At 56.2% G+C, this 13,416-nt stretch carries 7 protein-coding genes; 2 read left to right on the top strand and 5 right to left on the bottom strand.

What is annotated here, in order from left to right; genetic code table 11:
• Positions 1 to 49 precede the first annotated feature (49 nt).
• Together FPY71_RS08615 and FPY71_RS08620 are read right to left on the bottom strand one after the other, a co-directional pair.
• Positions 50 to 484 (bottom strand): VOC family protein, encoded by a 435-nt coding sequence (locus tag FPY71_RS08615; RefSeq protein WP_149299631.1) that lies wholly within the window; start codon positions 482 to 484, stop codon positions 50 to 52.
• A gap of 27 nt (positions 485 to 511) precedes the next feature.
• Positions 512 to 3,886: a hypothetical protein gene (locus tag FPY71_RS08620; protein ID WP_149299633.1), complete on the bottom strand. Its 3,375-nt coding sequence runs from the start codon at positions 3,884 to 3,886 to the stop codon at positions 512 to 514.
• Between the two features lie 209 nt (positions 3,887 to 4,095).
• Between FPY71_RS08620 and FPY71_RS08625 the strand changes: the two genes are divergently transcribed.
• Positions 4,096 to 4,587 carry a peroxiredoxin gene (locus FPY71_RS08625; protein WP_149299635.1) on the top strand — a complete coding sequence of 164 codons (492 nt, stop codon included), beginning with the start codon at positions 4,096 to 4,098 and terminating at the stop codon, positions 4,585 to 4,587.
• A gap of 274 nt (positions 4,588 to 4,861) precedes the next feature.
• On the opposite strand, the gene prfB is transcribed toward FPY71_RS08625, so the two are convergent.
• From prfB to FPY71_RS08640, 3 genes are all read right to left on the bottom strand, one after another.
• Positions 4,862 to 5,990 (bottom strand): peptide chain release factor 2 gene (gene prfB / locus FPY71_RS08630; RefSeq protein ID WP_149299637.1). Its coding sequence is split into 2 segments (ribosomal slippage): positions 4,862 to 5,920 and positions 5,922 to 5,990, totalling 1,128 coding nucleotides; the frame shifts between segments, so codons are not numbered across the junction.
• A gap of 104 nt (positions 5,991 to 6,094) precedes the next feature.
• Positions 6,095 to 8,506: a penicillin-binding protein 1A gene (locus tag FPY71_RS08635; protein ID WP_149299639.1), complete on the bottom strand. Its 2,412-nt coding sequence runs from the start codon at positions 8,504 to 8,506 to the stop codon at positions 6,095 to 6,097.
• Positions 8,507 to 8,864: 358 nt separating this feature from the next.
• Positions 8,865 to 10,055 carry an N-acetylmuramoyl-L-alanine amidase gene (locus FPY71_RS08640; RefSeq protein WP_149299641.1) on the bottom strand — a complete coding sequence of 397 codons (1,191 nt, stop codon included), beginning with the start codon at positions 10,053 to 10,055 and terminating at the stop codon, positions 8,865 to 8,867.
• A 493-nt stretch (positions 10,056 to 10,548) separates the two neighbouring features.
• On the opposite strand from FPY71_RS08640, the gene FPY71_RS08645 reads away from it, so the two are divergent.
• Entirely contained in the window at positions 10,549 to 13,413 is a 2,865-nt protein-coding gene (locus FPY71_RS08645; RefSeq protein ID WP_149299643.1) for an Rne/Rng family ribonuclease, read from the top strand.
• The last annotated feature ends 3 nt before the right edge of the window (positions 13,414 to 13,416 follow it).

Genomic DNA, 13,416 nt, shown 5'->3' on the forward strand with positions numbered 1-13,416 from the left:
TCCTGCCGCATCGTTCGGACGTCGAGCCGCAACCGGTTCGGCAAATGCTTCAAGCGACATCCGGCAAGGTCAGCGATCCGTCGTCACTCAATGGCCAGAACGGGTTGTGTGCAACTTCCCAGACATGGCCATCCGGGTCGGCGTAGTAGCCGGAATAGCCGCCCCAGAACACCTCTTCCGGTGCCTTCAGGATGCTGGCGCCAGCCTCGACGGCTTGTTGAAACGCCGCATCGACATCGGCGCGCTCATGCATATTGAGAGCCAAGGTCATGGCTCCGGTTCCAAGCTCTCCGACAGGACGGTTCTGGTCATGCGCCAGATCATCGCGGCCGAACAAAGCCAGCACCAGACCGTTCAACTGATAGAAAAGCACGCCGTCACTGCCACCAGGCGCAGGAGTCCAGCCAAGCTTTGCATAGAATTCCCGTGCCCGGCTCAGATCCGAAACGCCGAGCGTTATAAGAGTTACGCGTTGCGGTGTCATGCAGCCTCCCTTCGAGGGCATAAAATTTCAATAAGCAAATATCTGCCGGAATATGCCCGGAGCAATCAGCGAAATCGGATTTACGGTGAGAGTGGGCTTGGTGAAGGCACCCGAGAGCCGGTAGGTTATGCCCAGGAGACCGCCTTCATTGCCATTGCCCAGAACCTGCCCGACCAGCGGCAGCGCGCCAAACACCCGGTTCAGGCCATAAGCGGGCATGAATGAACCGGAAATACTGATCTGTCCCTGGCTGTCATAGAGTATTCCATCGAAACTTGAACCAAAAACCGGGCCGCGCACGATACCGTTAGCAACGCGTAGGGTGCCGCTTGAAAATACAATTTCCGCATAGGCCTGATCAAAGAAAGCCTGACTGGTGCGCAAGTCTTTCCCAATCGCATGCGCCAGGCTGGCCTGTCCTTCAACTGGCGTTGTGCCAACGATCCGCTCAAGTCGAGGCTCATCCACCAGCGTAAAATCGCGCATGGTAATTTTGCCGACATAGCCTTGATCATTTGTGCCGGACAGCTCAATCAGCGCACCGCCACCGCGCATGTGAGAATAGAAGCCGGAAAAGCCCAGGAGCGAACCGGCATTTCCACTGCTGAGGCTGATCACATCCACCCCGTCGCGGCGTGACAGGTCTCCGGCGATCTGGCCCTTATCTGCAACCCCGGAAATGGACAGCGCTGTCAGTGCGCCCCTCCGGCTTTGATAATTCATCGCAAAATTGCTGAGACGTTGACCGTTAAATCCGCCAACCCTGTCAATATTGGCTTCGATGTTGAGCGAAAGCGACTTTCGATCCGAGCCGCCTTTCTGACCAATACCAGCCTTGATATCCTGCAGAATAGGACGCGCATCAAAGCTTTTGCCGGTAATGACCAGTGAATATCCACTGTCGGATCGTCTTGCCGTGAGAGACACATCATCATCGGGATTGAGTGAAAGTCCGGTGAGTTCGGCAGATTGAAGCCCATTGCCGTCCAGAACCGCCTTGCCACTGGCACTGAAACCCGCGCCTGTCAGACGCATGTTTTCCAATCGCGTTGTGTTGTCGGCAGAAACTGTTTCAAGCTCCAGCGTGGCAGCAATTCCCTTGCCTTTGCGCCATGCAATCGCCGGAATGTTCACCGTCGCCCCGGTCAGATCCACCGACACACGGGTCGGCTTGTCGCTCATCTGCGTTTTAACGTTGAATGGCCCGGTAACAATCGCCTCCAGCCCAGGCACCACATTTCCTGCCTGCCCCGCCTCGACCAGCAGATCCACGGTGATATTGCGCGCCTCGGCCACGTCTTTCTGAATGGGTATCCGCAAGCCAAGCTGCGCAGGCGAACCATCCATTCGGGTCTTCAAATTGCCGGTCAGCCTTTCCGGCACAATGTCAAGTGTACCATTGACCTGGCTGAAGGTGCGCCCCTCGATCGGAGAGCCTGGCGCGGCATCCGTCAGATTTGCCTTGACCTGCCAACCCAAAAGCTGATCAGCGGCAGGAATTTCGCTGCCCACGCGCAGATTGATGCTGGCCTGAACTGTGGCGGTGCCGCTTGCCTTCTCCGGCAGTATATCCAGCGAGCGCAAGGCTTGAATTGGTCGCGCATTGGCGATTTGCAAAAGCTGCGGCACGCTGCCGGCAAGGTTCAGATCCAGATCAATCAACTGGTCCCGCCGGTTGCCAAGCACTGGCTTGCTCAGCACAACAGATGAATCGGCCAGCACAACGGCATCCATGTCCTGAACCATTGCATCGGAAACGCGAATGGCGGTTTCACTGCCACGCGTCGTGAGTGTCCCGTTCACATGGTAGAGCCTTGGCAAATCTCCTACCGTGATCAGATCGGCATTGGCGACCGACAGATCGATTTGCAACTCCTGATCAGTCGGATTGCCCATTTTACCGAAAGCAGAGCCGAGCCGGTCGTGCCGCGCGTGGATAGCAATGCGCCCCGATGTTGCAACACCGTCATTGCCCAGATGACCCAGAACCCAGCGCCGAGCCTTGCCAGCAACATTGAAAGGCCAGAATGCCCGCAAAGCCTGTGCGGTCAACCGGTCGGTTGTGAACTCGAAATGTGTCAGCGCATCCGGCGTGGCATAGGCCATGGACCCGCCAGCACTGAGCGTTCCACCATCGGTTCGTACCTCGCCTCTGCGCAGTTCCAGTTTCTTTTCAACCGGATCAAACATGCCATTCAGTTCCACCTCTGCCTGCTGCTCAGCGGACGAGCCAACTTTTGATCGAATGTTTTTTGCATGCAGATCAAAGTCCAGGCGGTCGAACGACAATGCGCCACCAACCGCTGCGGCTTGCAACACCCCGTCTGCAACAAAGCTGACATCACGAAAACGAAACGGACTTGGCAGGAAGACTATTTTTTCCTCGTTGGAGCGGTAGCGAAGATGGATTTCGCCCTCCTCCACCCTTGTGTGATTGAGGCCCAGTTGCACGGCACCCGCGCCGATCTTCAAACGCAGGTCGCTGGTGAGTACAGGGTCATCCGTGTCTCTTGCAGCCGCAAGTTCCACTTCCAAGGTGGCGTCGCTGCCAAATGCGCGCTCATCCTCCCGGTCTGTTTCAGGCGCAGGTGGGGCAATCTCCACAAGGTTCAGCTTGCCTGAATTCAAAGCAAGTCTCGTCAACCGGCCATCAATGTCCGAGAATTCAGCATTTCCAGTCAGCCGGATTGGCAAAACGCCAAAATCAATCTGCGTATCCAGTTGCAGAAAGCCTTCATCATTGCGCAGCAGTTCCGCGCTTGCCACATGCAGCCCACTTTGCTGATTGGCAAGGCCGGGAATTCCGGTGATTGAAATGTCGGAAAACACGACGCGGCTGAAACGGAAAGATTGAAGCACGGCCAGGTGCCGTTCGATGTTTTCAATTGTGCCCTGGATCGTACGGGCAAGGAATGTTGCCGTCGGAAGCTCGGTAACCACTTCGCTCGCCGCCTTAACATCCCCTTCCAAGGCACTGATATTTTTCGAATTATCTGTTTGAGTTGAAGGTTTATCGGGCAGAAGTGAGTTCAGGTCCAGCCGGGCGCCGGAAATTTCGAATTGCCCAAATTGCAGGCCGCCGGAGATGAGCGGGAGCAACCGGACGGCTACTGCGAAATGTTCAATTTCAGTGCGGGTCCCTGGGGCGTCCTTTGGTGCAAGTGCGACGTTCGACCATTGAACGGCCAAAGTGCCATCCGGCCTCAAGGCGTAGCTCTGACTTCCAAGTTCAATCTGATAGGCAGGGCCCACAAAGCTGGCGAGCGCCGTTTCTGCACGGTTTCGCACAAAGCTCTGGCCAAATTCTGTACCCAGCAGAATGTAGCCCGCGGCGGTTGCCAACATGGCAACCAGCAGAACAACACTGAGCAGTGCGCCAGTAACACGCGCCAGCCGCATCATCGGCCAGTCCGAATATTCAAGGTTGAAACACCAGACCAGCGAACCGCTTCATCCTTAAAATCGCTCGCAAACCCACTGGACCAACTCTTGTCAATTGCAGTATTGGCCCATTCAGAATTCATCATCAGATGCTCTTTATGATATAGCGGAACACAGCCGGGTCTTATCCCCAGTTTCCCATTTCAATGAGCGTAAAGGAAGGCCATTTCATGCTCTCAGTTGTCGAAGGCGACACTCTTCCAGATTTTTCTCTTTCCGATGCCGACGGCCAGACGGTTTCCAGGCAGCAATTGGGGGGAAAACCCTTCGTGCTGTATTTCTATCCCAAGGATGACACGCCGGGTTGCACCACGGAAGCGCTGGATTTTTCCGCATTGTTGAAAAAGTTCGAAGCATTGGGAGCAGAAGTCTTTGGCGTCTCGCCCGACAGTGTGGCCAAGCATTGCAAATTTCGCGACAAGCAGGGGCTGAAGGTGCGGCTGCTCGCAGACGAAGAGCACCAGCTTTTGAAGGCTGTGGGTGTCTGGGCTGAAAAACGCAGTTTTGGTCGCACCAGCATGGGGGTTGAGCGCACGACATTGCTGGTGGATGCCGATGGCAGGATTGCCAGGATCTGGCCGAAGGTCAAGGTGTCCGGCCATGCGGTTGAAGTGCTGGATGCAGTGCGCGAATTGAACGCGGCCCCAAGCATTTCCCGTTGAAACGGTTACGTTTCAACGACAGGACAATGCGATAAGCAAAAGGTCTTCGCATTTCCCGTTGAATCGGTTGCGTTTCAACGACAGGACAATGCGATAAGCGAAAGGTCTTAGCATTTCCCGTTGAAACGGTTGCGTTTCAACGACAGGACAATGCGACACAGCAAAAGATCTTAACTTTTGCCGTTGAACGAATGCGGTCGAACAAAAAAGGCCGGAGCTGTTTCACCACCGTTATGTGAGAAACAGCACCGGCCTGTGATTTTCATACTGAGTCTTATTCTACGTCTTCAACCTTGGCATCGCTGCCATGAACGCGGTGTGCAAGCGCAGCCTCGATGAATTCGTCGAGATCGCCATCCAGCACCTCTTGCGGCGTAGTATGTTCAACGCCGGTGCGCAGGTCTTTCACAAGCTGATAAGGCTGCAAAACGTAAGAGCGGATCTGATGTCCCCAACCAATTTCGGTTTTGGATGCCGCGGCGGCATTGGCCTTTTCTTCCCGTTTTTTCAGCTCTTCCTCGTAAAGCCGGGCGCGCAGCATGTTCCACGCCGTCGCGCGGTTTTTGTGTTGCGAACGCTCGCTCTGGCATTGCACCACAATGCCAGTGGCCATGTGGGTAATACGCACTGCGGAATCTGTTGTGTTGACGTGCTGCCCACCGGCGCCGGAAGCGCGGTAGGTGTCAATGCGCACATCGGATTCCGAAACATCAACCTCGATCGAGTCATCCACCACGGGGTAAACCCAAACCGAGGCAAAGGATGTGTGGCGACGGGCCTGACTGTCATAAGGTGAAATGCGCACAAGGCGGTGGACGCCGGATTCCACCTTCATTTTGCCATAGGCATTGTGGCCCTTCAGCAGAATGGTGGCAGACTTGATGCCGGCTTCTTCACCGGAGTTTTCTTCCAGCACTTCGATCTTCATGCGGCTGCGCTCACCCCAGCGCATATACATGCGCAGAAGCATGGAAGCCCAATCCTGGCTTTCCGTGCCCCCTGCACCGGAGTGCACTTCGACATAGGTGTCGTTGGCGTCGGCCTCTCCCGAAAGCAACGCATCAATCTGCCGCTGCGCAACCTCTTTCAACAACGTGCGCAAAACCTGCTCGGCTTCATCCACAATGGCAGGATCGTTTTCCTCCTCACCCATTGCTATCAGCTCGATATTATCGGCCAGGGCCTGCTCCAGCTTGCGAATGCCGGTTACAGCATCATCCAGACGCTGACGCTCTTTCATCAGCTTCTGGGCTTCCTGCGGATTGTCCCACAGGGTTGGGTCTTCCGCCTTGGCGTTCAGCCTGTCCAGCTCGACAAGGGATGGCTCCCAGTCAAAGATGCCTCCTCAGCAGGCTTATGGCCTGCTGGATTTCGTCAACAATGGTTTCGATTTCGGCACGCACGCCGCAACCCTCGCTTCAAATGGTTTATCGGGGAAACGCGGCGGACAATACGGACACCGCCACAGGCTGTAAAGGGTATGGACCGGGCCACACCCTCGTTAAGCTTAAAACAGGCCGCCCTGACCGCTGCCGATCGCTTCCTGGGCGCGCTGCGACACACCCGGCGCAACCGCGCCAACATAGGATTCACCAATGACGCTGTAGACATCGGATGGGCCGGTGCCCGGTTTGAAAGCCTCAAGCACTGTTCCGGGGCCGGTGCCACCTGCCGCCATGCCGGTGCGCATATCCACCGCAATCTGCGTCATGCCATCGGGAATGCGGAAATCGGCAACGGGCATGTCCTTCACAGCCTGCGTCATGAACTCGGTGAAAATTGGTGCGGCAAGGCTGCCGCCGGTTGAACTGTCGCCCAACGAAGCGGGGTTGTCGTAGCCAATATACACGCCCGTCACCAGATCAGGCGTATAGCCGACAAACCAGGCATCCTTCACATCATTGGTAGTGCCGGTTTTGCCAGCCACAGGGCGGCCCAGCTTGTTGACCGACGTTGCCGTGCCACGCTGCACAACGCCTTCCATCATCGATGTGATCTGATATGCCGTCATCGGGTCAAGAACTTGCTCACGCGTGTCCACCAGTTCAGGCTCCGGCTGGTTTTCCCAATCCAGCGCCGAACATGTGTCGCAGCGGCGACCATCATGCTTATAGACAGTTAAGCCGTAACGATCCTGCACACGGTCAATCAGCGATGGTTCAATCGAACGGCCACCATTGGCCATAACCGCATAGGCAGACACCATGCGCATGACCGTTGTTTCGCCAGAGCCTAGCGACATGGGCAGATACCGCCCCATTCTGTCGTAAACACCGAAGCGCTGGGCATATTCGGCAACCAGGTCCATACCCATGTCCTGCGCAAGCCGCACGGTCATCAGGTTCCGGCTCTTTTCAATACCCAGCCGCAAAGTTGAAGGCCCGGCAAAAGTGCCGCCATAGTTTTTGGGCTCCCAGACATTGCCGCGCCCATCAGAAATGGAAATTGGCCCGTCCAGAATGACCGATGCGGGCGTATAGCCGTTGTCCAGCGCAGCCGCATAAACGATTGGCTTGAAGGAAGATCCGGGCTGACGCAAGGCCTGGGTTGCGCGATTGAACTCTGATTCCGCGTAGGAAAAGCCACCGACCAGCGCCTTGACGCGTCCGGTGTGCGGATCCATTGCCACCAGAGCGCCTTCGACCTTTGGCGGTTGCCGCAGAAGGTAGCCTGCACCGTCAGGCTTTGCCTCCAGATACACAACATCGCCCGGCTCCAGAACCTCCGAAATGCCCCGGCGACCCAGCGCCCATTGCATATCCGCGGCGGAAAGCTCTGTTGTGTCGCGTTCCGGCCCCAATTGCCCGGAAACCGCGCGGGGCGGCTGCAGGCCCAGGGTCGCGCTGTCTGCACTGGACGAAAGAACAATCGCCAGGCGCCATTCCGGCACATCGGAAAATGCCCGCACTGCGCCCAACGGCACGGCCCAGTCCGCTTCCAGAGAAACTTTTTCCACCGGCCCGCGCCAGCCCTTGCGCTGATCGAACGCAACCAACGCATGCTGCAAGGCGGCCCGCGCAAAAACCTGCATCTCTGGGTCGAGTGTTGTACGTACGGAAAGCCCGCCTTCGTAAAGCTCATCAACGCCATAACGCGCAATGATCTGGCGGCGCACTTCCTCTGTAAAATACTCTGCAGACGCCAGATAGGTGCCTGTAGGACGCGGATTGACATCCAGTGGCTTGGCGGAGGCATCCGCAGCCTGTTCAGCCGTGATGACGCCGTTTTCCAGCATACGCGCTATAACCCAGTTGCGACGGCCGATTGCCGCCTCCGGGTTGCGGAACGGGTTGTAATTCTCCGGTGCCTTGGGCAAAGCCGCCAGATAGGCAGCTTCGTGAATATCCAGCTCGGTTACGCCCTTGTCGAAATAGGCCAGAGACGCAGCGGCCACGCCATAGGCGCCCATGCCGAGGTAAATTTCGTTGAGGTACAGTTCAAGGATGCGGTCTTTGGAATAGGCTTGTTCAATGCGGAGAGCCAGAATCGCCTCCTTGACCTTGCGTTCCATGGAACGCTCGTTGGTCAGGAGAAAATTCTTTGCCACCTGCTGCGTGATGGTAGAGCCGCCCTGCATGGGGCCGCCGCGAGCCAGAATAACCGCGGCGCGCGCAACGCCCTCAATATCAATGCCGGGGTGATGGTAGAAGCTTTTGTCTTCCGCCGACAAAAACGCGTCTTTCAAACCCTGTGGTATTGCCTGAATGGGCAGAAACAACCGGCGCTCCCGGGCATATTCCGCCATAAGCGCACCGTCAGAAGCGTGGAAGCGGGTGGTTACCGGTGGTTCGTACTTGGCCAGAACCTGATAATCCGGCAGGCCTTCGCTCATACGGCTGATATACAGCGCGGCCGCCCCGGCAGCCAGCAGCGCAAAGACAGCCCCTATGCCAAAAAAATAGCCAATAAGCCTTACCATCTGTCCATGCCCTGAGTTTCAGCCGGCCCGGCAGGCCGCAACCACGTCTTACGCTTCACCGCTGCATCAGCTCGTTTCATAGGATCTCAAGATCGCCTGACACGCTCTAACTTCTTGTTATGTCGCATTGTCCTGACGTTAAAGCGATTCCGCTTCAACGGGAAATGCACTAGATGCCCCTTAAATGAGGCGCGGCCATGTTGCGATGCCTTATTAATACTGTTTCAGCCTTTTACCACAGCCTGCGGCAGAGTTGCGACGCCCTTGAGCAACAGTCACATGCAACTTTAGTGCATTTAAGGTTGAAACAGTACGGTATCGGCAACCAGACAATGCAACAAATTAAAGAGGCTTAGTGCTATTGGGCCGGCAAAGCACCTGCGGATGCACGAGATTGCAGATAATCAGAAATTGCATTTGCTGTCAGCATCGCCGCCTTTTTCTGCCATTGCGGCGAACTGACCTGAGCTTCATCTTCCACATTGGAAAGATAACCAAGTTCCAGAAGGACAGATGGCACGTCCGGTGCGCGCAGAACGCGAAAACCGGCTGAGCGGCGCGGGTTGTTGATCATGTGCAAACCACCTTCCTTGATGTGTTTTACAAGATAATCCGCAAAACTATCTGAAAACACTTCAGTTTCCCGTCGCACAAGGTCAACGAGGATGTCGTGGATTTCCGGTGTGTCCTGCTCCCACTCCGGACCCGCAAAGCGGTCTGCTGCATTTTCACCCAGCGCAAGTGTCTGCGACATGGAATCGGAGGCCTTTTCAGACAAGGTGTAAACAGTCGCTCCACGCACCTGCGGATAGTCAATGGAATCAGCATGAATGGAAATCATCAGGTCGGCACGATTTTCCCTGCCAATGCTGGTCCGGCGAGCCAGTCCCACGAACTCGTCCGTTTCGCGGGTCAGAAGAACCCTCACATCTGGGTGATTTTGCAGAATTTCCTGTCGAAGCGTCAGGGCAAATGCAAGATTGACCTGCTTTTCAAGAGTGCCTCCAATGCCGGTTGCACCATTGTCTATGCCACCATGCCCCGGATCGATCACCACCAGAGGCTTGTCACCGTTGCTAGCAAAAGCCGCATCGGACCCGGATTGCCCGGCAGAAACGCGCGCACCCACCGCCTGGGCAAATTCATCTTCCGCAACTGGTCGCAGTTTAACGCGAATCGCCGTAACCCCCGACGTCTCCTGCCCGATTTCCAGAAGAGGAATGGCAGGCTGGCGAAGCGCCATCACAATCCTGTAAAAATTTGCTTGTGCCAGACCTTCCCGAACAGAGCCGATAACGCCGACATTTTCAGCTATCGGCCAGGTTGTTGCCAGCACCGTGTCGTGCAGGTCAAGAACTATGCGTGGCGGCGATTGCAACAGCCGGATTTGCGCCTCTGGCCGCGAACTGGCAAGCATTTCCAATGACGTACCATCGCTGGTCACAGACAGAGAAACATCTGTGATAACTGATGTGGCCGCCTGCGCCTGTGGTGCGACACAGAACAGAAACAGCAGCAACGGCATGAAACGGAAGAGCAGAAGGGGCATTGAACCTGCATTTATCGCAATGTGGCTTTACACTTGTTTCTGACGCAACTGCGCCGTAAAAGCAAAAGTGAGACTTAGGATATACGAAGACGCTCCGTCTCGTCGCTGCTGGCCTGAAGTGGACAAACTTCGGCAGGCATTGCTGGCAAAGGGGCAGGCAGTCGTCCCTCCTGAGCTCTCAAAAAAGATCTCTCCACCCGGCACTTCGGGCTGGAAAAATTGATGTGTGATGGCGGGTTCCCGCGGATACGTCAAAGTCCATCGGTCATCGCAAGATGGCCAGTTATCAAAGTTTCAGGTCGCTAACGCGTGCACACAGCAATATTCGAAAAATTGATGCCACATAACAGGCCGCAAACGCGGCCCGCGTCGGTTAACGCTGTTCCTACCGCCAATAGAGCGATCCGTTCGGGCCACTTCCACCCAAGCTACAGACCGGCGCATCGCGCCGAAGCTGGTGCGACAGACATTGCCCGGGAAAGCATATTACCAAATGGCCAACAAAATGCTGATCGACGCTTCCCACCCGGAAGAAACACGCGTCGTCGTCGTTAAAGGTAACCGCATTGAAGAATTCGACTTTGAGTCGGAACACAAAAAACAGCTTAAAGGCAATATCTATCTGGCCAAGGTCACGCGGGTAGAGCCATCCCTGCAAGCCGCCTTCGTCGAATATGGCGGCAATCGCCATGGTTTCCTGGCGTTCAGCGAAATTCATCCTGACTATTATCAGATTCCTGTCGCGGACCGTCAGGCGCTGATGGAAGAAGAATTCGCACGGGCCTCTGACGACGACGAGTTTGATGACGAAAAGCCGGAAGCCAAGCCTTCGGGCGATCGGAACCGCAAATCACGCCGTGCGAAAGCAGCAAGAGCGCGTAAGACCAAAACCGTTTCGGAAACGGTAGAGGACGCGGAAAAGGCACAGGACGCCCCTGCAACCGCCGAGGCGACAGCGGCAGAAGCAACCGCGCCGGCAGAGGAGCCAGCAGCGCAACCGGCGGATGAAAAACCACCCGTGCGCAAGCGCCGTGGCCGCAAGACCAAAGCTGAACTTGCGGCGGAAAAGGCGGCTGCCGAACTTGCTGCCAATGCAGAAGCTGCCAATCTGGACCAGGATGTCGGGGTTGAAGAACCGGCCGCTGCGGAAGACAAAACCGCGGTTGAAGTGGTGGAAACCGCACCTGTTGAAACAGAGTTAAGCGCTGCGCCGGTGCCGGAGGGGCAGCAGGAAGCGGCCACTGTTGAGGCCGTTGACGAAGGCGAAGCCGAAACTGCACGCGAATCCGATATCGAAACGGTTGAGGAAGATTCCGAGCAGATTGACCAGATCGGCTCCGAAGATGCGATGGAAGAAGTGCCTGTCCGTCAGCGCACGCCACGCAAGCAATACAAAATACAGGAAGTGATCAAACGCCGCCAGATTTTGCTGGTTCAGGTTGTCAAGGAAGAGCGCGGCAACAAGGGCGCGGCCCTCACTACCTACCTCTCACTGGCCGGGCGTTATTCCGTACTGATGCCGAACACTGCGCGTGGCGGTGGCATTTCACGCAAAATCACCAATGTTGCAGACCGTAAGCGCCTGAAAGAAGTGGTGCGGGACCTGGAAGTGCCGCGTGGCATGGGCATTATCCTGCGCACGGCCGGGGCCAACCGCACAAAGGCGGAAGTGAAGCGCGATTATGAGTATCTCATGCGCCTTTGGGAAACCGTCCGCTCACTGACCCTGGGGTCCACCGCTCCCGCCCTGGTCTACGAAGAAGGCAGCCTGATCAAACGGTCGATCCGCGATCTTTATAACAAGGACATAGACCAGATTCTGGTTGCTGGTGATGCAGGGTATCGTGAAGCAAAAGACTTCATGCGCATGTTGATGCCCAGCCAGGCAAAGGTTGTGCAGCGCTATCAGGATCCTACGCCGATTTTCACCCGCCAGGGTATTGAGGCGCAGCTTGACCGTATGTTGCAGCCCAATGTCACGCTGAAATCCGGTGGCTATATCATCATCAACCAGACAGAGGCTCTGGTGGCGATTGACGTCAACTCCGGACGTTCAACACGCGAACATTCGGTTGAAGACACCGCTTTTCAGACCAATCTGGAAGCGGCAGAAGAAGTTGCCCGGCAGCTTCGTCTCCGCGACCTTGCAGGTCTGATTGTCATCGACTTCATCGACATGGAAGAAAAGCGCAACAACAGGGCCGTTGAAAAGCGGCTCAAGGATTGTCTGAAGGATGATCGCGCCCGTATTCAGGTTGGCTCGATTTCACATTTCGGGCTGATGGAAATGAGCCGCCAGCGCATTCGCGCCAGCGTGCTTGAGTCCACAATGCAGGTCTGCCCGACATGCAGCGGCAATGGCTTTATCCGCTCGTCGTCCTCGCTGGCATTGCACGTTCTGCGCACAATAGAAGAGCATATTCTCAAGCAGAGCACGCATGATCTGATTGTTAAGGTGCCTACCGCAACGGCGCTTTACATTCTGAACGAAAAGCGCTCGACCATTGACGAGCTGGAGCGCACCCATGGCCTGAGGATTTCGCTGCAGGCGGATGATGGGCACGGGCATCAGCATGTGGCCATTGAAGCTGGTGCGGAAGCAACACGTAAGCCGCGCATTGCCGTCGTTCAGCCGGAACCCGTTGAAATTGAAGAGCCGGAAGTTGAAGAGCTGCCCGCAGAAGCTGAAGTTGTGCAGGAGGCGCGCGAAGGTGGCGACGACAACCGCCGTCGCAAGCGGCGCAGGCGGCGCCGGCGCGACGATTCAGACAATGGCGATCAATTGGCTGATGGCAATGCGGCTGATGACAATGGCGATGAGGACGAGAGCGAAGCCGCTTCAGATTTGACTGAAGCAGGAGAATCTGTAGCTCAGTCCGACACGGACGAAAACGGTGATGCTTCGCGGGATCGTAAGCGCCGGCGACGCGGGCGGCGTGGTGGCAGACGCTCACGCGACGAAGCCATTGCCGAGGGCACTGCAGTGGCGGATGCAGTTGAGCTGAATTCGGCTGTTGAAGAAGGCCAGATTGTCAGTGACAACGCGGTGGAGCCGTTTGCTGTTGCAACAGATGAGGACACTGAAGCTGATCTGGCGCTGGCTGGCGATTTGCCGGTCGAGAATGACGTTGCTGTGGACGAAAAACTGACAGTCGTCGATGCGGTTGAGGCTTCAGTTACCGAGCCTGCAAACGGCGACATTGCGCCGGAGGCAGTGGTTGAAGCGGCAGTGGAGGAAATCCAGACTGTTGAGGAAGCTGTGCCGACAGAGCCGGTTATAACCCGCAACGGTGATGACAATGCTGCCGAGCAAAAGCCAAAGCGCACCGGGTGGTGGGCACGACGCAGCTTTTTCTAAAAG

It is taken from the genome of Aureimonas fodinaquatilis (assembly GCF_008369445.1).
In the GTDB taxonomy this organism is placed as follows: domain Bacteria; phylum Pseudomonadota; class Alphaproteobacteria; order Rhizobiales; family Rhizobiaceae; genus Aureimonas; species Aureimonas fodinaquatilis.

Excerpts from the sequence above, each read along its gene's own strand:
- FPY71_RS08645 (WP_149299643.1), top strand. The coding sequence starts at position 10,549 with ATGGCCAACAAAATGCTGATCGACGCTTCCCACCCGGAAGAAACACGC.
- FPY71_RS08620 (WP_149299633.1), bottom strand. The coding sequence starts at position 3,886 with ATGATGCGGCTGGCGCGTGTTACTGGCGCACTGCTCAGTGTTGTTCTG.
- FPY71_RS08640 (WP_149299641.1), bottom strand. The coding sequence starts at position 10,055 with ATGCCCCTTCTGCTCTTCCGTTTCATGCCGTTGCTGCTGTTTCTGTTC.
- FPY71_RS08615 (WP_149299631.1), bottom strand. The coding sequence starts at position 484 with ATGACACCGCAACGCGTAACTCTTATAACGCTCGGCGTTTCGGATCTG.
- FPY71_RS08635 (WP_149299639.1), bottom strand. The coding sequence starts at position 8,506 with ATGGTAAGGCTTATTGGCTATTTTTTTGGCATAGGGGCTGTCTTTGCG.
- FPY71_RS08625 (WP_149299635.1), top strand. The coding sequence starts at position 4,096 with ATGCTCTCAGTTGTCGAAGGCGACACTCTTCCAGATTTTTCTCTTTCC.